25 protein-coding genes and 1 pseudogene are annotated in these 18,116 nt (G+C 49.8%); 9 read left to right on the top strand and 17 right to left on the bottom strand.

Annotation, left to right across the window (positions count from 1 at the left end; translation table 11 throughout):
• The first annotated feature begins 49 nt into the window (after positions 1-49).
• From gfa to AB6T85_RS20005, 6 genes are all read left to right on the top strand, one after another.
• Positions 50-550, top strand: coding sequence for an S-(hydroxymethyl)glutathione synthase (gfa, locus tag AB6T85_RS20030; RefSeq protein ID WP_369896450.1), 501 nt, complete (start codon positions 50-52; stop codon positions 548-550).
• A gap of 469 nt (positions 551-1,019) precedes the next feature.
• Complete coding sequence (locus tag AB6T85_RS20025; RefSeq protein ID WP_369896449.1) at positions 1,020-1,934, top strand: LysR family transcriptional regulator; 915 nt, start codon at positions 1,020-1,022, stop codon at positions 1,932-1,934.
• 97 nt (positions 1,935-2,031) lie between these two features.
• On the top strand, positions 2,032-2,439 hold the full coding sequence (locus AB6T85_RS20020) for a DoxX family protein (RefSeq protein WP_369896448.1): 408 nt from the start codon (positions 2,032-2,034) through the stop codon (positions 2,437-2,439).
• Positions 2,440-2,449: 10 nt separating this feature from the next.
• Positions 2,450-3,418: a glutathione S-transferase family protein gene (locus tag AB6T85_RS20015; RefSeq protein WP_369896447.1), complete on the top strand. Its 969-nt coding sequence runs from the start codon at positions 2,450-2,452 to the stop codon at positions 3,416-3,418.
• Positions 3,418-4,029: an alpha/beta hydrolase gene (locus tag AB6T85_RS20010; protein ID WP_369896446.1), complete on the top strand. Its 612-nt coding sequence runs from the start codon at positions 3,418-3,420 to the stop codon at positions 4,027-4,029. Before AB6T85_RS20015 ends, AB6T85_RS20010 begins: the two co-directional genes overlap by 1 nt.
• A gap of 417 nt (positions 4,030-4,446) precedes the next feature.
• Complete coding sequence (locus AB6T85_RS20005) at positions 4,447-4,896, top strand: hypothetical protein (RefSeq protein ID WP_369896445.1); 450 nt, start codon at positions 4,447-4,449, stop codon at positions 4,894-4,896.
• 409 nt (positions 4,897-5,305) lie between these two features.
• Here the strand turns inward: AB6T85_RS20005 and AB6T85_RS20000 are convergent.
• Together AB6T85_RS20000 and AB6T85_RS19995 are read right to left on the bottom strand one after the other, a co-directional pair.
• Positions 5,306-5,541: pseudogene (locus AB6T85_RS20000) on the bottom strand (DNA cytosine methyltransferase); the annotation flags it as partial.
• Positions 5,541-6,482, bottom strand: a complete 942-nt coding sequence (locus tag AB6T85_RS19995; RefSeq protein ID WP_369896444.1) for a recombination-associated protein RdgC — start codon at positions 6,480-6,482, stop codon at positions 5,541-5,543. The pseudogene AB6T85_RS20000 and the gene AB6T85_RS19995, both read right to left, overlap by 1 nt.
• A gap of 206 nt (positions 6,483-6,688) precedes the next feature.
• On the opposite strand from AB6T85_RS19995, the gene AB6T85_RS19990 reads away from it, so the two are divergent.
• Complete coding sequence (locus AB6T85_RS19990; RefSeq protein ID WP_369896443.1) at positions 6,689-7,210, top strand: GNAT family N-acetyltransferase; 522 nt, start codon at positions 6,689-6,691, stop codon at positions 7,208-7,210.
• A 60-nt stretch (positions 7,211-7,270) separates the two neighbouring features.
• Here AB6T85_RS19990 and AB6T85_RS19985 read toward each other — a convergent pair whose 3' ends face one another.
• The 9 genes from AB6T85_RS19985 to AB6T85_RS19945 all read right to left on the bottom strand — a co-directional run bounded on the left by AB6T85_RS19985 (position 7,271) and on the right by AB6T85_RS19945 (position 13,541).
• Complete coding sequence (locus AB6T85_RS19985; RefSeq protein ID WP_369896442.1) at positions 7,271-7,639, bottom strand: helix-turn-helix domain-containing protein; 369 nt, start codon at positions 7,637-7,639, stop codon at positions 7,271-7,273.
• A 69-nt stretch (positions 7,640-7,708) separates the two neighbouring features.
• Positions 7,709-7,981: a type II toxin-antitoxin system RelE family toxin gene (locus AB6T85_RS19980; RefSeq protein WP_369896441.1), complete on the bottom strand. Its 273-nt coding sequence runs from the start codon at positions 7,979-7,981 to the stop codon at positions 7,709-7,711.
• 122 nt (positions 7,982-8,103) lie between these two features.
• On the bottom strand, positions 8,104-8,733 hold the full coding sequence (locus AB6T85_RS19975) for a baseplate protein (protein ID WP_369896440.1): 630 nt from the start codon (positions 8,731-8,733) through the stop codon (positions 8,104-8,106).
• Complete coding sequence (locus tag AB6T85_RS19970; protein WP_369896439.1) at positions 8,726-9,745, bottom strand: tail length tape measure protein; 1,020 nt, start codon at positions 9,743-9,745, stop codon at positions 8,726-8,728. The genes AB6T85_RS19975 and AB6T85_RS19970 overlap by 8 nt, the downstream gene beginning before the upstream one ends.
• Positions 9,746-9,750: 5 nt before the next feature.
• On the bottom strand, positions 9,751-10,524 hold the full coding sequence (locus AB6T85_RS19965; RefSeq protein WP_369896438.1) for a hypothetical protein: 774 nt from the start codon (positions 10,522-10,524) through the stop codon (positions 9,751-9,753).
• Positions 10,517-11,341, bottom strand: coding sequence for a phage tail protein (locus tag AB6T85_RS19960; protein WP_369896437.1), 825 nt, complete (start codon positions 11,339-11,341; stop codon positions 10,517-10,519). The genes AB6T85_RS19965 and AB6T85_RS19960 overlap by 8 nt, the downstream gene beginning before the upstream one ends.
• Before the next feature lies 1 nt (position 11,342).
• Positions 11,343-12,551 carry an efflux RND transporter periplasmic adaptor subunit gene (locus AB6T85_RS19955; RefSeq protein WP_369896436.1) on the bottom strand — a complete coding sequence of 403 codons (1,209 nt, stop codon included), beginning with the start codon at positions 12,549-12,551 and terminating at the stop codon, positions 11,343-11,345.
• Positions 12,552-12,561: 10 nt separating this feature from the next.
• Positions 12,562-12,903 carry a baseplate protein gene (locus AB6T85_RS19950; protein ID WP_369896435.1) on the bottom strand — a complete coding sequence of 114 codons (342 nt, stop codon included), beginning with the start codon at positions 12,901-12,903 and terminating at the stop codon, positions 12,562-12,564.
• Positions 12,900-13,541, bottom strand: a complete 642-nt coding sequence (locus tag AB6T85_RS19945; RefSeq protein WP_369896434.1) for a hypothetical protein — start codon at positions 13,539-13,541, stop codon at positions 12,900-12,902. The genes AB6T85_RS19950 and AB6T85_RS19945 overlap by 4 nt, the downstream gene beginning before the upstream one ends.
• Before the next feature lie 502 nt (positions 13,542-14,043).
• On the opposite strand from AB6T85_RS19945, the gene AB6T85_RS19940 reads away from it, so the two are divergent.
• Both AB6T85_RS19940 and AB6T85_RS19935 read left to right on the top strand, forming a co-directional pair.
• Complete coding sequence (locus tag AB6T85_RS19940) at positions 14,044-14,505, top strand: helix-turn-helix domain-containing protein (RefSeq protein ID WP_369896433.1); 462 nt, start codon at positions 14,044-14,046, stop codon at positions 14,503-14,505.
• Entirely contained in the window at positions 14,505-15,080 is a 576-nt protein-coding gene (locus tag AB6T85_RS19935; protein ID WP_369896432.1) for a PIN domain-containing protein, read from the top strand. The genes AB6T85_RS19940 and AB6T85_RS19935 overlap by 1 nt, the downstream gene beginning before the upstream one ends.
• A gap of 35 nt (positions 15,081-15,115) precedes the next feature.
• On the opposite strand, the gene AB6T85_RS19930 is transcribed toward AB6T85_RS19935, so the two are convergent.
• From AB6T85_RS19930 to AB6T85_RS19905, 6 genes are all read right to left on the bottom strand, one after another.
• Positions 15,116-15,361 carry a hypothetical protein gene (locus AB6T85_RS19930; protein WP_369896431.1) on the bottom strand — a complete coding sequence of 82 codons (246 nt, stop codon included), beginning with the start codon at positions 15,359-15,361 and terminating at the stop codon, positions 15,116-15,118.
• Positions 15,362-15,488: 127 nt separating this feature from the next.
• Positions 15,489-15,806: a Ref family recombination enhancement nuclease gene (locus AB6T85_RS19925; protein WP_369896430.1), complete on the bottom strand. Its 318-nt coding sequence runs from the start codon at positions 15,804-15,806 to the stop codon at positions 15,489-15,491.
• A 127-nt stretch (positions 15,807-15,933) separates the two neighbouring features.
• Entirely contained in the window at positions 15,934-16,683 is a 750-nt protein-coding gene (locus AB6T85_RS19920; protein WP_369896429.1) for a hypothetical protein, read from the bottom strand.
• Complete coding sequence (locus tag AB6T85_RS19915) at positions 16,680-17,024, bottom strand: hypothetical protein (RefSeq protein WP_369896428.1); 345 nt, start codon at positions 17,022-17,024, stop codon at positions 16,680-16,682. Before AB6T85_RS19915 ends, AB6T85_RS19920 begins: the two co-directional genes overlap by 4 nt.
• 119 nt (positions 17,025-17,143) lie before the next feature.
• The gene (locus AB6T85_RS19910) at positions 17,144-17,476 is read right to left on the bottom strand and encodes a hypothetical protein (RefSeq protein ID WP_369896427.1); all 333 of its coding nucleotides are present in this window, start codon (positions 17,474-17,476) and stop codon (positions 17,144-17,146) included.
• Positions 17,477-17,604: 128 nt separating this feature from the next.
• A partial coding sequence (locus tag AB6T85_RS19905; protein WP_369896426.1) for a hypothetical protein occupies positions 17,605-18,116 on the bottom strand: 512 nt, incomplete at its 5' end.

Below are 18,116 nucleotides of genomic sequence, written 5' to 3'. Positions count from 1 at the left end.
ATAAAATAATGGTTTCAAACCAGCGGGCGAAAACTTTTCGGGCGGAACATTGAAGTGTCATTGTGCCCGCCATCCAGTTGAAGTTATCGTTCAGGCTCAAACAATGCACAATCATGCCTGTGGTTGCAGCAAATGTTGGAAACCTGAAGGTGCAACTTTCGCGATAATCGCGGTAGTTCCCCGCGAAAAAGTGAGTGTTGTTGCTAATGCGGAAAAACTCAATATTGTTGATGAAAGCGCCACTATTCAGCGTCACGCCTGTAAAGAATGTGGTGTGCACATGTATGGTCGTATCGAAAATAAAGGCCATGCTTTCCACGGTCTGGATTTCGTACATACTGAGCTTTCTGAACAGTCAGGTTGGTCGGCCCCCGCATTCGCAGCCTTTGTTTCTTCAGTTATTGAGAGTGGTACTCCGGTATCACAGATGGATGAGGTGAGAAGCAGCCTGAACAAGCTTGGTCTGGAAACCTATGACTGTCTGTCTCCTGCACTAATGGACGTGCTGGCAGCGCACACGGCTCAACAGAAAGGCACATATCACGCCTGAGAATTTTGTTAAAAAAAACAGGTGAAATGTGGAATTAAAATAGAGAGTGGCATGAGTGGGCAGGAGAAACATTGCTCGCCGGTAGACGCGTCAGCATTACGAATGTCCCTGAATATACGCACGCCTGCATGAAACATTCGCCGTAGTGTGTCCTTTGCTACGTTCAATTACGTGCCCGTTTAATCCGCCACACCGCGGCATGTACCGGATAAAAGGCATTCAGCGACCCGGGCTTGCAGGCGTTCTTCGGGGGGACGCAGTGGTGATTTGCCAGCCATGCATAATGCCTGTCAGATAACATTAAATGCAGATTAATTTATATGACTACCTTAAATTAAGTAAGTAATGAGAAAAACAGGCGCACTGGGCAGGTTTTATAAAGACTGTATTTGTTAGGCTCTTTTTTGAAGGCCTGCCTGTTAATTTGCTATGGTAGCTGACAGAAATTTGACACTCAGTGGACAGGAAGATGGAAAGACTCGACTGCGATCGCATGTTTATTGCCGTGATGGAAACAGGCAGTTTTACCGCCGCGGCACAGAGGCTGTCGACCAGCCACGGCCAGGCATCCAAACTGATCACCCGTCTTGAACATGAACTGGCCGTCAGCCTGTTCATCCGCAGTACCCGGTCCTTAAACCCCACGGAAGTTGGTCTGGCCTATTACGAACGTATTCGCCCCTTGCTGGCAGAATATGATGCGCTGAATGATGACGTTCTTAACGCCTCTAAAACCCCCTCTGGCTTATTAAGGATCTCGGCCCCGGTCACCTTCGGTTCCACCCAGCTTACCGGGCATCTGATTGCTTTTGCCCGCCGTTATCCTGATATTGAGCTGGATGTAAGCTTTGCTGACCGCCTGGTAAATGTGGTTAATGAGGGATTCGATTTAACGCTGCGTATCGGCAATCTCACTGACAGCAACCTGATAGCACGTAAGCTCTGCAATATACGCATCGTGATGGTCGCGTCAAAAGCTTACCTGCAGCAGAAAGGCAGCCCGTCACACTGGGATCAGCTTTCTCAACATGACTGCATCGTGGACACCAACTTCCGCGATCCCTTTGTCTGGCCATTCCTCGACGAAACACGGGCGCTGCATGTACAGCCAGTGCGGGGGCGAATGAAGTTCTCCAACGCGGAAGTTTGCCTGCGTGCAGCTCTTGAAGGATTTGGTATTGCGCGACTACCTGCTTTTGTGGCTGGTGAAGCACTGAAAAGTGGGTTGGTTGTACCGGTACTTTCCCGTTATGAGGCCCCGCCGCTCGGCCTTTATGCTATTTATCCGCCGGCAAAATATCTTGCACAGCGTTCCCGGGCATTCATCGATTTTCTGGCGGAGTCATTTGCCGGTCAGCCGAAGTGGGAAGAAAACTGGCTATAATTTCCATTTTGGAAACAAACATGCTCTTTCTGGCAGGATAATCATCACATCAGAAACATAGTACCTTTCTCTCATCAACTAATGAGAGGAATATACAATGTTCGATCACCGCACCACACCTTATGCAGCACTTATCATGCGCCTTGCTTTAGGCATTCTGTTTCTGGCGCATTTCGGCCTGAAGTTTTTTGTTTTTACGCCAGCGGGCACCGCGAAATTTTTTGCTTCCCTGGGACTGCCCGGCAGCCTTGCCTATCTGACAATGACCGTTGAACTTGTCGGTGCCATTGCGCTGATCCTTGGCGTGTATACCCGCGTGGTTGCCGTAGTGCTGATCCCTGTTCTACTGGGGGCTATCACCACGGTGCATGGCCCGGCGGGCTTTTTCTTCACTAACCCGAACGGCGGCTGGGAATTTCCTGCGTTCTGGATTGTTGGCCTGATTGTGCTCGCCTTAACCGGTGATGGTAAATACGCGTTAAAACCCACTTCATTTAAAGGTTGAGGAAGGCACCATGCTGGTTAACGGAAAATGGACGGCAGAATGGCACCCGGTGCAGGCTACCGACGAAAAAGGCGGCTTTGTACGTCAGACCTCAAGTTTTCGTCACTGGGTAACGCCAGACGGCGCTGCAGGTATCACCGGTGACGCCGGCTTCATCGCAGAGCCCGGGCGGTACCACCTTTACGTGGCGCTGATTTGTCCCTGGGCTTCCCGCACGCTGATTGCCCGTAAACTGAAGGGGCTGGAAGACGTGGTCAGCGTATCGGTTGTCGAACCCTGGCTGCTGGATGAAGGCTGGCATTTTGGCGACTATCCGGGTGCTGACCGGGATACGCTGAATAATGCTGAATGGATACATCAGCTTTACACCCGGGCAGATGACACGTTTACCGGGCGGGCAACGGTTCCGGTGTTATGGGACAAGAAAACCCACACGATCGTCAACAATGAGTCTGCCGATATAGTACGTATGTTTAACAGCGGGTTTGGCGATCTCGCCCGGACGAACATTGACCTCTGTCCCGCTTCGCTTCAGAGCGAAATTGACAGCCTGAACGCCGAAATTTATCCCTTACTGAATAACGGCGTCTACCGTGCGGGATTTGCCACCACGCAGGTCAGTTACGCTGAAGCCGTAAGGGATGTGTTCGGTATGCTGGATAAGCTGGAACTCCGGCTTGCTGACGGACGTGATTTTTTATGTGGTGATGCATTTACCGAAGCTGATATTCGCCTGTTTGTCACGCTCATTCGTTTTGACGCGGCTTATTATGGACTGTTCAAGTGCAATCTTCGCCAGCTCAGGGAATACGCTCATCTTGACCGTTATACCCGTCGGGTCCTGACGATACCCGGTATCAGCAGCACGGTGAATATTGACCATATCAAACAGGGGTACTATTCAATCCGCGCCCTGAACCCTGCCGGTATCGTGCCCGAAGGGCCTGATATGCGTGCTTACGTATTAGAGGAAAAATGATGAACAGGGATCTGATTGTCCTGTTACACGGTGTAGGCAGCCGGGGTAGTGATTTGCAAGCGGTGGCGGAACACTGGCAACAGGCGATGCCACATGCCTTCATCGCTTTACCGGATGGCCCGTCTGCCTTTGATATGGGCCCAGGCTTTCAGTGGTTCAGTGTGAGTGGTATTACTGAAGAGAGCCGTCCGGCGCGTATAGCAGCGGCCCGTGAAGCGTTTGATGCAACGTTAACTGACCTGTTCAGGGAGCTGGGCATTAATCCTTTAAAGGATCGCGTTGTGCTGGCAGGTTTTTCCCAGGGGGCGATAATGACTATGGATGCGTTAGTTCGGGGAGACTATTCGCTTGCGGGCGTTGTGGCTTTCTCGGGACGACTAGCATCCCCGCAACCATTACAGCCCATTGCAGGATCTACGGCATTACTGATTCATGGTAAATCCGATCCGGTTATCGGCTGGACTGAAAGTCAAAAAGCGGCTGAGGCACTATGTGCAGCAGGGGTCAAGGTTGAACTCACCCTTGAAGAAAACGTATCGCATACCATTACCGTCGCAGGCATCAGAACGGCGACCACATTCATTAAAAAACTGTTCACCCCGGATGCCTGATAAATATCCGGCATGGCAGCCGTATGCTTTCTCTGTTTCCTGCACATGCAGGCCCAGCCTAAGCAATTCAATATCGTCGCCGCCGGGCGATGGAACCCAGTTGACGAAGGCCATCTATAAGCAGTACCGGTGCGTGATGGTTCATTGCTCAGCTTCTTTCACCAGAATCCCCCGGCGCAGTGAATATCCAGTTCGGTTATTTTCCTGGCTGGACTCCGGTGGCCGAACCTGGGTGGGTTAAAACATAAAGTTCGTCTGAATGACCGGTGCAGTCACTACAGCACCGGTCATTCCTGCCAGTGACATTTACCTCTTCAGTGCCTGTCTGCACTGACCTTACGCCTGGCCAGATAACTTGGCTATACTCCCGTTTGCCCAACTCAAACGATCTACCGATCCCATTTTTGGATGCACATTATGAATGAATTCGAATTTTCTGTTTCAGCACATCAGACCCAGTTTTTATGGGCAACCGCCGGTATATCAGTTACGACTGCGGCAGGTTACGACGATGTTTTAAAGAAAATAGGCACGGGCGGGCAGTTGAGTTCCTATGCGCTTGAAATGATCATATATCTGACCGAAGAAATTATTGAAGCTGATAAAAGGATCATGCCGGTCAATGGTAATGCTACCTGCCACGACGATCTGTTGTGCGCGCTCAGTAAACGGTATTTTAACGGCGCTAATCTTATTACTGATACGGCGATTGAATCGCTATTCAACCAACTTGCTGACAGTGTTTCATATACAGCCCGCGCATGTACGCCAGAAGAACTGACACAGGTAGCTTACTTAGTTTTCATTCGGGAAATGACTCATCATCTGAGCATTCAGACTATAAGTATGAAAACTGGGAAACGCTGAGCGATCCCCTTTTAGAACAAAAACTGCGATTAGCAGATCATACTGGCTCCATTGTACGGCACTTTATAATGCTGGATGAAGCCCATTGAAATACCCCTACCAATTTAGACAATTCCGTACCTTTCTGATGCCCGTTCCAATTGCATAGCTGCCGATCAAAGCACTTAACACCTGATTGCACTGCGTCAATTCTGCTGCATTTTTGACCTCGGGGTATGTACTGGTCAATGGGGGCCGGGTCAAACCTCCTGTGACATCAAGGTATACCCAAATGTCATAGGGTAAATTCCCTCTGAAATCCCCAAATGTCATTATCTATATGTCATGGTTATCTTTGTCATAACCTAAATGTCATCGGATTAGTTTGCTTTTAGTGCATTCATATGTGCTTTGCATCCCCATGATCGAAAAAGGCCTGGCACGGCGTGCCACCAACCAGCAAATCTGGCACGGGCACTTCTCCCGCCAGAACCCGAGCCGGTAGCGTAGTCATATCGCCCAGATTGGGCACATCTGACCAGTGATGGGTCAGAACGGCGGAAGGGAATTTTTAATCTCAGAAAACCAGCACGCACGCCAGCACATAGATTCCCAGGCAAGCGTTGCCACCTCGACGCCGCTGCAAACAGAGCCATAAGTTAGCATCAGCTCTCACTTTCTCCGCCGAACGCCGCCAGCGTATCAGCGATGACAGAGCCGAGGGTGTCGCACATCAGAATAAAATCGGCGTCTTGCCGCGCCAGCGCCTGTGCCTCATTTTCATCATCATCAACCGTAATATCATTGTTGGCTTCAACGAATACATCGCTATAACCGATGCGCTTAAACACCAGGTCGTCGCTCAGGGTTACATCTGTTCTGAACCTCCTTTCATGCTGCACGGCGATCGAGGAAGCGATACGGCCATCTGACAGAGATGTCTCAAGCGTTTCACTGCATACAGGCTCTTTTTTAAAAGTTGTTGTGGCGCCCGCTTCCAAAACACTTTCAACTTTGGCCGTAGTGATGTCGCCCAGCATGAATGGTGCGGGCGCACGCTGCATCTTAAGCCAGGCTGTCAGTTCCATCGCGGGTGGACTGGCGGCCATGATCGGAACAACCGGCAGGCTTCCTAAAGATTTACGCAGCAGTGCCAGCGCGGTTTCTGCATTACGCGGGCTGAGGGTATCAACCACGATGCGCCCGCGCTCAAGGTCGATCCAGATTTGAGTAAAACTGTCTCGTGTAAATGCACGCGGCAATAGTGAATGCAGCACTTCCTCTTTGAGAGTGGCTTTTTCCGGCGACTTAAGGCGGCGTGATTGCTCCTGCTCAAGTTTTTCTACGCGCGCATTAAGGATTTCCCGCACTACCGGTGACGGCAGCATTTTCTTTTGGTTTTGAGCCACCAGCAGAATGTTTTTACCAGCAGCATGGTAAAAGCGGTCGCTGTCCCTTGTGATTGGCCGCCAGCCAGTGCGTGACATATCGTTAGCGGCGCAGGGCGAGAAAGGGTAAGCAGTGAGTAATTCATTGAGCCTGGCCATGTCGATCGCTTCGGGGCGCTTTAAGGTGTAAACGCAGGCGTTTTTGAAGAGCGTGAACAAAGAGTGATCTCCGGGTTATGTCTATTCAACTAATCATATATTAGATAGACTGAAACCAAAGCTTTTTGTTGATGGACGGCGGGATAGAGGATCAAATTGCTACTGCCTGGTGGGGAATTTTATTAACCATTCCTAATGTGTTGGCTTTTATCAAACATGGCGATTAGTTATGCTTATGCTCTTTAAACCATAAGGAGGGCGGAATTATGTTTGGTTGGAAAAAGACCTCAATAAACAGCAGGTTGGGCAAGAAAAGTGACGTTAAATTTGTCCTTTCCGAGGTGCAGAAAGGGTTGGCCAACGGGTGTTTTTACTTCGAGGGTGACAACTTTTTAAGGGAATTTGAGAAAGAATTATTGCAGGTAACAAATGCCCATGAAAGGGATGTGATGATCGCCGATTTCCTGTTCATATTTGATGACAAACGCTCAGGTAAGACTATTGGTTTTGCGCTTTTGACAGGTAGAAATGATGCAAGCGGGTTGGCGTCTCATATCGAGATAAGAATGTTTGGTGTTGAAGAAAGCAGCCGTGGTCAGGGAATGGGAAAATTCATGCTGCAAGAATTGAAAAGGGTGGCGCCTGGACACAATCTGGAAGCCTCATGCCTGCCAGCGTCAGCCGTGATGGCAAGACTGCTAGACCGTGAAGGCTTCACTCAGATAAAAGTCAGCCCGTTCGGGAAGCGTACCTTCAGGTTTGCACCGTCTGAACATGGGATTAAGTGAGTCGGTAAATCAGTCGCCTACCGACCATGCAAAGTAAAAGCCGGTTTCCCGGCCTTTCAGTTAGTCATCAGTCAATTGCTCAGGCTGGCAGTCGTACAGTTCTGCGAGCTTTTGCAGATTCAAATTACGTGGCTTTTCGCTTTTTTCCATCGCGGATACTGAGGCTTGTGTGATGTTCAGCGCTTCAGCTACCTGCTTTTGCGTTAAGCCGCGAAAAAGGCGCCACGCAGCATGAAGCGTAACGCCTTTCTGAATAGTGATTTCGACCACTTCACCGGGGATAAGAGCGTCGTCGTTTTTCCCGGCGTTATACGGTACTGGTTCCCATAGCTCAGCCAGATCGGCGTTTTCAGTCAGTTTCTCAAACAGTTCAATGGGTACGATCGCCGCTTTGCGTTTTCCGGCGCTGTCAGTGATGAACTCAATCATATCTTTTCTCATATAAATAGACCGGTAAGAATGAGGGATGTGAGGTTAGGCCGGTAAACCGGCCTTCGTTTAATAAGTCTTGCTGGTGCGTCTGGCAACCTGCTGGATGGCGATTATCTTTGGTTCTTCGTTTTTAACATAGTCGAATAACACACGATAATTTCCCCATCTTAGTCGGTAATCAGCTTCTCCTGCTGTCAGAGGCTTTACGTCCAGATTTGGTGGCTGAAGCGGAAACTTTTTTAGCTCGTTCACCGCTGCATTTATTGCCTCTCTGTCGCTTTTGTCTCTGATTGCGAGAAGCTGCTTACGCGCCGCTTTGCGCCACATCAGTTCCGGCATTCCTTGACCTCACATTTTTAAAGAACATATCCTCATTGGATGAACATAATATAGATGTTTATATCTATATTAACAAGCTAAATATAGATATAAAGGCAATTAATATCTATATTTTGCGATTGTTATGCCTGAGTCATGTTGATTGAGCCAGCGGCAAGCTCGATTTCAGCTGCTTTGAAGGATATTTTCCCCGTTGCTTCAATGCTGACATCGCCCCCGGTGAGCAGGGTTACATTGCCGGTCGCGTTAACGTAGGTTTGTCCTTCGCTCAAAATGTTCACGTCGCCCGCTTCGTTAAAGCCGATTGTCGTGCCATCAGCTGTGCGCGTCATTGAGTAAGCGCCACCGGCAGTACGTATGATCAATACCCCGTCGCGGTTTAAGACCATATCCGCCGTGGGCGTCAGCGCGGGCGCGGGCGGCGCGCCTTCTTTAGCTGGTGGACTGTATTGTTCTCCCACGCCAGAAGCTTCCGGCGCCACGTTTGGCACGCCACCAGCCCAATCCTGCGCGGCGCCTACGATCATGGGTCGGCGGCTGTCTCCGTTATAAGGGAATTCTACCCATACAAGATCGCCGGGTTTCGTTGGCACAAAGGCGCGGTCAACCGGCAGCAAATATTCGGCCCACGGGAGCGCGTCATCGCCTATGCCTTCCCATTCGCCCAGGACGCGTATCTGTGCCTTCATTTTATTGCCTTCGGCGACCGTAGCGATCACCACAGCCCGGCGTTTGCCGTCAATTTTATGCACTTTCAACAACTCCTAAAATCATACGGCAGACGTAGGCGCGCCGGTCTTCGTGATGTGTCACGCTCATTACGATCATATTTTTAGGGAGACTTTCATCAAGCCCGCTTTCTGAGTTATAGCGATGGATAACCACCGACAGCATCATGCCAGGCGTCAGTGCCTCATTGCCTTCACATTCAGCATCCAGTTTCGGGATCAGCGTATAAAGCTGGTTACGCAATGAAGCGCGATCGGCATGTGATACCTGCTTCACGGGATAGGCCGGATTACCAACGGAGATAAAGCCCTCTGTTTCGCTGTAGCCTGTAAAGCGGAAGCGCACTTTGTCGAGAAAGGTAGCGTCCTGATTGATGGCGCTCATTCTGGTTAGCGTGCGTTCGGCCTGCGGGTTGTTCATCTCATAGATGAACGCGGGCTTCTGGCTGTTTAGCGCCGTCAGCACGCGTAAATTCAGGCTGCCGCGCGCCAGCCATGCACGCGCGCCATTATCGGTCGCCATCCCCGTTATCAGGCTGGTGGGCTTTTGCATCATGTTGAGGTGATAAGTCATCATCCGGGGGAAAGCATCAGGCACCAGACGAATACCGGGAGGCAACAGCGCCCGCAAAATGGTGAGAGGTTGCTGTTCCACGAAAAAGGCGGGTTTTGGCGCGGGCTGGCACAGCGTCTGAAGCGCTTCCGGGACAAGGTTCATCGTCAGCACGTCGCCGCTATATGGCATTGATACGACAGCCATCGTTTCAGCCCATACCTCACCATTTTGACTGACGCCGCCGCCCATTGTCACTGCCACGCGCGATCCGGGCTTTATACCGATCTCATTCGTAACATGGTTCGTTACGTCGCGAATTTTCAGCTGTAAAACCGGCGATTTCATGTTCATTACTTCCATGTATGACGCGGTAGTAATCATAGAGCGCGGGATCTCGATCTGGTTTTTGTCGACGATTACGTAGGCCGACTGGAGAAACAGCTGGCTCATTTGCTGCCTGCCGGTGTCATTCTTCGCCATTACCCTTACCCCTTAGTCGCGGCGGACACAATCTGCGTGCGGTGCTGTACTGACCGTACTGCAAGCGCGCGGACAATATCGGTGTTAACGGTCAGCGTTATTGAGGCGGCATACAGGCGATCAGTCGAAACAGGTGCGGACATATCAGACCAAATCAGGTCGCGGGAGTCGGTAAACGTGCAATCGAGATCGACAGGGGTTCTGGCCACGCTCACGTTAACGCGAAATGACTGATGTACTGCAAACCTGAGATGCATCGAGATGGCATTGAGCATTAGCGCCAGCGTCTCTTTTTCGAAAGCCAATGCGGCAACGGTATAGGTTAACGCGGCCTGCGATCGATCCAGGGCGGCAAACGGCGTGCCGGTGTGTGCGTCACTGATAATGTCCAGTTTTCGCCCGGCAGCGGAATCCCGCTTCTGATCGCTGGTGGAATACACAACGTCGAACGACCGGCTGACGTTGATAACCGGCAATTCATCCGTGCTGATTTTTGGGGAGGTCAGACGGCCACGGGCACGGCGGAGCATTTGCAATAACTCTATGAGGGAGTCGAATTTCCCGACAACGACGCGCCTCGCGGGTGCGCTCTCAGTAAAGCGGTCAAATGCTTTGTTCTCAGCGTTTACCGTATTAATACGCGCATTGTCGAAGATACGGCTTATATAACTGGCCACCTCTGCATCCACCTCGTGGAAGCCACTCACTTCATATTCGCCGGTCGGCTCAAGCTGTACTTCTTTCAGGCTCGCAATAATGCTCTGGTTTGGCTTAATCATTCCCGTCACCCATCACCGTATCGAAGTTGCGCGCCGGGATGCAGTAATACAACGAGCCAACAGAGGCGGTTCCATAGGTGAAAATACGATGCACATACCACCAGCTGCGTGACTCGCTACCGTCAGCAAGGGCTTCATTCCATTCGAGGATCGAGCCAACGGGCACAAAGGCGCGTGATACAGGGTGTTCGTCATCATCACTGGCGGCGTCGAGTACAGCCAGTGGCGGCGCAATGCGCAATATCATCACGTCATCAACGCCGCCATCGGTTTCTCCGTCGCTGTCTGCTGCGGAAAACTCCGATCGTTCATCCGGGCAGTCGAGTATGGCCACCAGCACGGGATCGCTGTAGCTGAGGGTTTTCTGGTTGGCGTTTATTTCAGTAAAGGCCGGTTCTTCATCGCTACCGGCATCGGGGGCGGTTTCGGCGGCGCTCGCATCGGTTGGCACATACAGCAGGCCATCATAGGCCAGTGGATCGGCGGCAATGGCGCGCTGCCAGTCCCGACGCACCAGATCGTTAAAAAGAGCGTGCCCGGAGAAGCGCGCTCTCATTACCGTTTGCGGTCGGTCGGCAATTTGCGCGGGCAGAGCAGCGCGGGTCGGGTCAACGTCAGTGCTCGCTGTATCGCCCTCTGGCGCACTTTGTTCGCTTTCCGGTTCGCCAGCCTCACCCAGAAGAGTAAAGGCGGCTGCGGCTTTATCTGGCGCACCTGTTACGCTCTGGACATCATCCATTGCGGTACTAACTTCAATCGGTGCATTTTCTGGTAATTCCGACTCGTCATCAGTGAAAAAGCTGTCAAAACGGCCCATATCATTTACCTAATTTATTTTTAACGTGATCGGCATAGGCGCGGCGGGCTTCTTCCGGGGTTTTACCGGCCATAACCTGCGCGTCTATGAATACTTGCTTTTGCATTTTTAGCGTGTCCGCCAGCTGCTGCTTTAATGCGTCGCGTTCAGCGCGCGCCTGGCTAAGTTTTTTCTGTGCGGCTTCACGGCGGGCCTGTTCGCGTTGTGTAACGGTGCGCGCCTTAATGAGCTGTTTGCGGGTTGTGGCCAGCTGTTGTTTGTCCACCGCCTTCAGCTTTCCGGCCAGCGCATCGAGACGCGACTGATAGCGGTCAAATTCGGCGCGGGCGGCTCGCTGGTCTATCTGGCTTTTTCTGTTGCGGTTGAGGCGTTTAATCTCTTCGTCGGAGAAATATTCCGTGGTTTTTTTGGGATCGTCTCCGTAGTGCTCTCCCTGGGCATTTTTTCGCAGCGTCATCAGTACGCGGCTTTGCCAGCCCGCGCCCTGCATACGGGTAAGCGCATGAATAATGTGCTTACATGCAACGCCCTCCAGCTGGGGGTTTTTTAGCTTTGGATAAACGAATTCTTTCGGCGGGGCGATCGTGAAATTGCCCGCTGTGGCGATGTAGCGATACCAGTACTGGTATCGGCCGCAATCACAGTTAACCGATACGCGGCCTTTAACCATGTTTTTAACCAGGCGCTGCTGGGCGGCAACGTTATTACCGGCCGCGTCATCCATTGCCTGGTCCCATTCTTCAAACCGAATTTCGACGCGATGATTGTTATGAACGGATCGCTGTGACGCGGTAACGTCAATAAGGGCTATGTTTTGCCGTATTCCTTTGAACGCGGCGTTAGAGATGCCGGAACCGTCGTCCACTTTGTTGTTGGCACGTTTAACGTCAATGCTTCTGGAGTGGGCCACCAGCTGCGCGTGTGTAATACCCGGTTGCGTGCCGGTAAACTGTTTCCTGACTGTTTTGCGGTTCTGCTCAAACCCTTTGAGATCGTCTTTAGTGAAAAATGTCCCGACCTGCTTCTTCCCCAGCTTCAGGATTTCATCCAGGCTCTTATTTTTGAGGACGGCGGGCGTCAGCTGACGGGCTTTTCGCCTTCTGCGTTTCTGACGGTCCTGGTGGATGGCGTCAAATACACGGTCAAACTGCCTGGGAGACAGCCCGGTTGTGATATAGCGCCCGCTCTGGTCTTTCTGAAAGTCAGCCATTTATCGCCCCTCAGTCAGTATCAACGGTGTCAGATACCTGACCGTCGCTGGCGAAGTGCCGGATGCGATCGCGTAACCAGGCGAGTGGCGGCGCGTAAATAATGGCGCCGACAGGTAACGGGTCCCATTCCGCCTCAGTACCCGCGATAATTCGCACGGCCCATCGCAATTCCTCCGTACCCCAGATGCGATAAGCCACGAGGTCGGGGCGGAATTCTTCATCGGGCGTGATGTCGTGCGATTTCAGATCGATGTCCTGGCTGGTGGACTTGGCAACAACCTCGTTATGCATAAACGAGCGGATCACATCGTCATCGATATACCGGTCGTCGAGTCTGCTATAGGTGCTCATAACACAATCGACCCGTCTGGCCGCGACTCGCCCGTGAGCGTTGCGGGTGGTTTCTCTTTGGCGTTTTGATGTTCGATCAGCCAGTCTGCCGAAGGCGTTGCTGGTGTTTTCATAGAAAAGGCCGCTGTCAGTTTGGCGATATAGTCAGCCGTACCTGGACGGTTATGCAGCGTTGCGTAGACGCTCAGGATCGTCAGAACGTGGCTGGCGGTCACTTCAGGCCAGTTGATGTTATAAACCGTCTCGCCTTTATTGTTGCTTGAGGTGTCGATCAGGCTTTGGGGGATTTCAAATCCTGTACCGGTCTGTGGCGTAATGATGCTTTTGGTACGGCGCATTTCCTGATAGCGGTCGAGCGCAACAGAGATAACCGGACGACCATCAGTATGCGCATCATTAAGCCGCACCTGGCTGGCGCCCGACATTTTGGAAAACTCACCTGATACTTCATCTACCAGCACCTTAAACCCGCTTGCGCGGCGTTTAATGAGGCGGGGGAGCATTTCGGTTATAAGGGTGTCCCGAGACGGTGGATACGTGACTGGATCGGCCATAACCAGTACGCCTTCACTGAAGACGCATTCCACCAGCATGGGCTTACTCTGTGACAGTGTGGCGATAAGAATTCGTTGAACCATTGGTATACCTCAGAAAGAAAAAAACCGCCGTGTAGGCGGTTTCTTTCTTCGCTGTGGTGATCCCGGACGTCGTGCTGAAAATTGAACATGAAGTCAATTTGTTGCTTGTCGAAAGCAACACCCCAACCAAAACCGCCTCAACATCACCATATTAGATAAATAAACATAATTTTGTCAAATTTACTTTATATCAGTAACTTAATCATACTTAGTATGATTAGTGCGAAGACCAAGACTACGGAAGGGAAGCGCGTTGCTGTTTCGTTTGTTTCGAATGTTGCGCTTTTCGTTTGTTTCGATTACTATTGCTGTGTTGACGGTATCGTCAACGGTAATGGCAACCGAAATTGAATGCTGAAAAACTCAAACTTAAGTGCTTAAAACTGTAAATCAAATTGAATTCTAAGTCTGAAAACTGAAACTTAAAATCTGATACTGATTATCATAATCTGAAAACTGAAACTTAAAATCTGAAACTCACGAACTTGGAAATTGGAAAACTATGACTAACTCAATTCTGGAAAATGTAAGCCTACCGGCTCAGAAGGAAATTGAGGTTGCCTTGCGTGGTCAAAGAGAACTGGCAACATTTCTCTCTACGAAATTTGAAACACAGAAAATATCGATTCAGGATGCCAACGACCAAACACATCAGATTGAATTACCAACGTCATCACTGACGCTGTTAATGAAAATCCTGGGTGAATTAGCCGTGGGTAACGCGGTGCAGGTTGTACCGGTACATGCTGAATTGACTACACAGGAAGCCGCCAATATTCTGAATGTATCACGTCCTCATATGGTGAAACTTTTAGAAGAAGGGAAGCTGCCATTTCATAAAACTGGCCGCCATCGCCGCGTGCTATTTGCAGATTTGATGCACTATAAAGCTGAACGTGAAAGCGAAAGCAATGATGCAATGCAAGAGCTGGCAGATCTAAGCCAAGAACTTGGTCTTTACTGATGAACCATTCGCCTTATCCGGTTGTACTTGATGCATGTGTTATCTATCCGAACTTGCTGCGCGACCTCCTTGTTCGGCTTGGATTAAGTGGTTTATACCAGCCAAAATGGACTGCTACCATCCATGATGAATGGCAAAGAAACTTAGTTAAGAATGTGCCAGAAATTTCCCCGGAAAAGGTTAGGCGTATAGAAGCGCTAATGGACAAAGCGCTTCCTGACGCCCTTGTAAGTGGCTTTGAACCGTTGATTCCGGGGTTATCGTTGCCTGACGAGGATGACAGGCATGTAGTCGCAGCTGCAATAAAAAGTAATGCAGAAGTCATTGTGACTTTTAATTTGAAGGATTTTCCTGGTGAAAGCCTGGATAAACTAAATATCGAAGCAATCCATCCAGATGAATTCATAATGGACCTGATTGATTTAAACCTTGCTTTGGTATTAAAAGCTGTGCAACAACAGCGAATGGCACTTAAAAATCCGGCTATCAGTGCAGAGGAATTTTTAGCATACTTGTTAAAGCTTGGTTTGCCGATGACGGTTTCAGTACTGGAAAGCTATAGCTTTATGATTTAGCCCGCGTGATGCGGGCCAGCTTATCTTAGCAGCGCTCAGATGTAAGGGGCCGTACAAGTCGCGGGAGTCTGTAAATTATCGGCTATCCACTTCTCCCATTCATCGCAGCGCTGCTTACCTAAATACCCCTCATTGTGACATTTCCCATCCACAAAAAAGGCACGACCTGGGCGATTATTGAGGTTGTACTGAATATGGCTTTTAAGATCGCTACTATCAACGCCATTGGTTACATAGGAATTGTCGTTATAGACACCAACGGTCAGGACTATCTCGGTCATAACTTCTCCCGCCATTGCTACATGCCGATGAAGGCAATTTGAGCCAATAACGCTAATAAAAGGGCCGTGAAACGGTTCCTGTCATAAAAATACCAGCCAGTAAGTAGCGCGGAATAAAATCTCGCCATCAGACATTCTCAGTCAGCGTCATACCCGCGTCCATTTTCTCGATTAGCGCATGGCACAGTTCCAGCAAAAAAGACTGCGTATTGTTATGCTGCTCAAACACGGCGCGGCCGCCGACCTTGCCGCAGGCATGGACAGGTACAAGCCACGGATACCGTAACCGGATTTCGTGCGGTGCCGAGTGCTGGTGGTGATAAACGCATAAGGGAAGGATCTTAAAGTGCGCGCCGGGCTTAGTGCGGCCATCGATGTGATGCAGGCTGATCTCAGTAGTGTGCTGGCCATTCAACAGGCAGGCAATACAGGGTAATTTACCCATTTTATCCATGAACCGGCGTTCGTCAGCTGTTGGGGTTCGTCCATTCATAATGTTATGTGTAAACAATAATTCAGTAATTAGTAAAATAGGGGGTAAGTGTTCCCCCCTCTGTTAGCCCGTGCCCGATTTACTCAGCAGTGGCCGGGATGCCCGTAGCTGACGCCAGTGACTCAGCATCAACATCCTGTTTTGCTTCTTCGGTTTGTTCGCGAAGAATGCGCATCGCATTGTCTTCGTCAATACCGCAAATCGCATAAGCGTCCAGGGCGGGAATGGGCTTTAGACGATCGCCATCAGTGGTGCTCTGAATTATCCAGTCCCGTACCCAGTCACTGAGAAAGACCAGCTGGGAATCTGTGCTGTCCGGGTCAGGGGTAAAGAGATAGGCCCGACGACCAACACCGGCAACACGCATGGCGGCGCGGCAAATCGCTTCAAACAGATTGGCAGAGGTTTCCTGTACCGGCTCATGCGTGCCGTGCTGCCAGCCGTTTTCCTTAAAATTGGTGACGCCGTAATGAGCCATGTGCTCGACTTTCCATGCACCCACAAGATGCCCCTGGTCCATGAGTACAGGGCTGATAAACAGGCCTAATTTACGCGCCAGAGCCTGGCAAAAAGCCGGGTTGTTGTGCGGTGCCAGCTGCATCATTGATGCATAATCGGAGAAATCAGGCTCAGCGCCTGGCGCAACAGGCCTGGCCACCCAATAGCGCGTTTCATCTTCACCAACAAAGACATTTGCCGCGCCAGCGCTGCCTTCAGCGTCGTGGCGTAGGCCGGTTATAACGGCCAGCAGGCAGGCCACATCGCTTTTTGTGGCCTGGCCTTTTTCGTTTACTGTAATACTGAGATTTTCGTTAATGTGATACTTCATTTATTGGCCTCAAAAGGGTTAATTCGGCGCGGCGCCAGGGCTGCGCGATCGCTGTCAAATGCATGTGTTACTTTCTCTATAACGTCCCCAAACTTTTCCAGCACGTCAGTTTTCCCGCGCTTTGCTGTGGCTTCATCTGCGCCAGACACAAACGCCTCTGCGCTGTCAGTTGATCGCATTGGGTAGTCAATGGTGACGAAATCGAGCGGATCAGATGACGTGTGGCTGGTGGCCAATCGCACGCCTAACACCACTACGGGACGACCAGACTTGACGCCAGCGGCCAGCGTTACCCGGCTACCGTCTATAGTGAATGTTTTACTGCAATGGGCTTTAGCCATGCTTTCTCCGTAACAAGGTGAGCGTAGCATAGCAAGAAAATAGTTATTAGATAAATAGAATGAAAAAAACGAGCCAGGCGGCTCGTTCAGCATAGACAGGTAAGGCTAGAGCCTGATTATCAAGATCCCTTAGAGCCAGGAGGAGTGTACGAAGTACCGGAATCTTCATCTTTTCCAGCCAACTGCCTTTTTTTTTCTTGAATTCTACTTTTAAGTTCCGCGCTAGTAGGCACTTTTGGGAAAGACTCTTTCTCGTCCTCATTCTTCTTTTCAGGGTAAACAATAGACATTTTATTATCACTTGTAAGCGTGATTTTTGTACCATCACTTCCAATAACGCTCCTGTTTTCAAGTAGTTGCTTTAATGAATCTTTCGGAAACCCATTATTGGAAAATACGCCAGAAATTTCCTTCTCTAACTTCTTAAGAAGTTCATCAGGTGATTGAGACATACGTTCTCCTTTACAAGATTAGTGAGCTGTTTAGTGGATGGATTTCAGATTATCAATAAAGGCTAAGCTTTGCTATTTAATATCTAAAAGACACCATCATAAATCTTACTGTGTGCCTTTATCATAAATTATAATCGAAACACACCACCTTTACTTTTGAATCCTTCAAGGATTTTTGCAACCCTGTATACTTCGTCTATAAGTGGAAATAAGTCGAATTCCTCATTCAATAATACAAAGGTATAATCATCAATGAAGTATGCTCTAAAAATATGACGTGGAACCCCATCATCTTCAGGTCGAGGCCCTACATACTCAGGAAATATATTTCCTGTTATTTCTGATGAAAGATATTTATCTAATCTTTCATCAAAGTGTTCTATAGCATTTCTCAACCCTCGATTCTTTAGTGGGCTATTGTCATTAACATCAAGGACTTTACGGAGGGTTTCACCCCTAATCTTATGTGATTCTGACATTTCTTTATCTTTTGTAGGCGAGGGCCACAAAAATCTAGAAATAGAACCTGCATGTATAGTTATATTTTGCATCTCACCTAACAAGGCTGTAGTAGGTAATTCACTTTTTACACCCGCATCTCTATCTTTCTCAAAGCGAGAAAAAAGAGCTTCAATGACAT

Source organism: Erwinia aeris (assembly GCF_041224955.1).
In the GTDB taxonomy this organism is placed as follows: Bacteria; Pseudomonadota; Gammaproteobacteria; order Enterobacterales; family Enterobacteriaceae; genus Erwinia; species Erwinia aeris.
The sequence above is the reverse complement of the archived record's forward strand: the minus strand, read 5'-3'. Positions and strand labels throughout refer to the sequence as shown.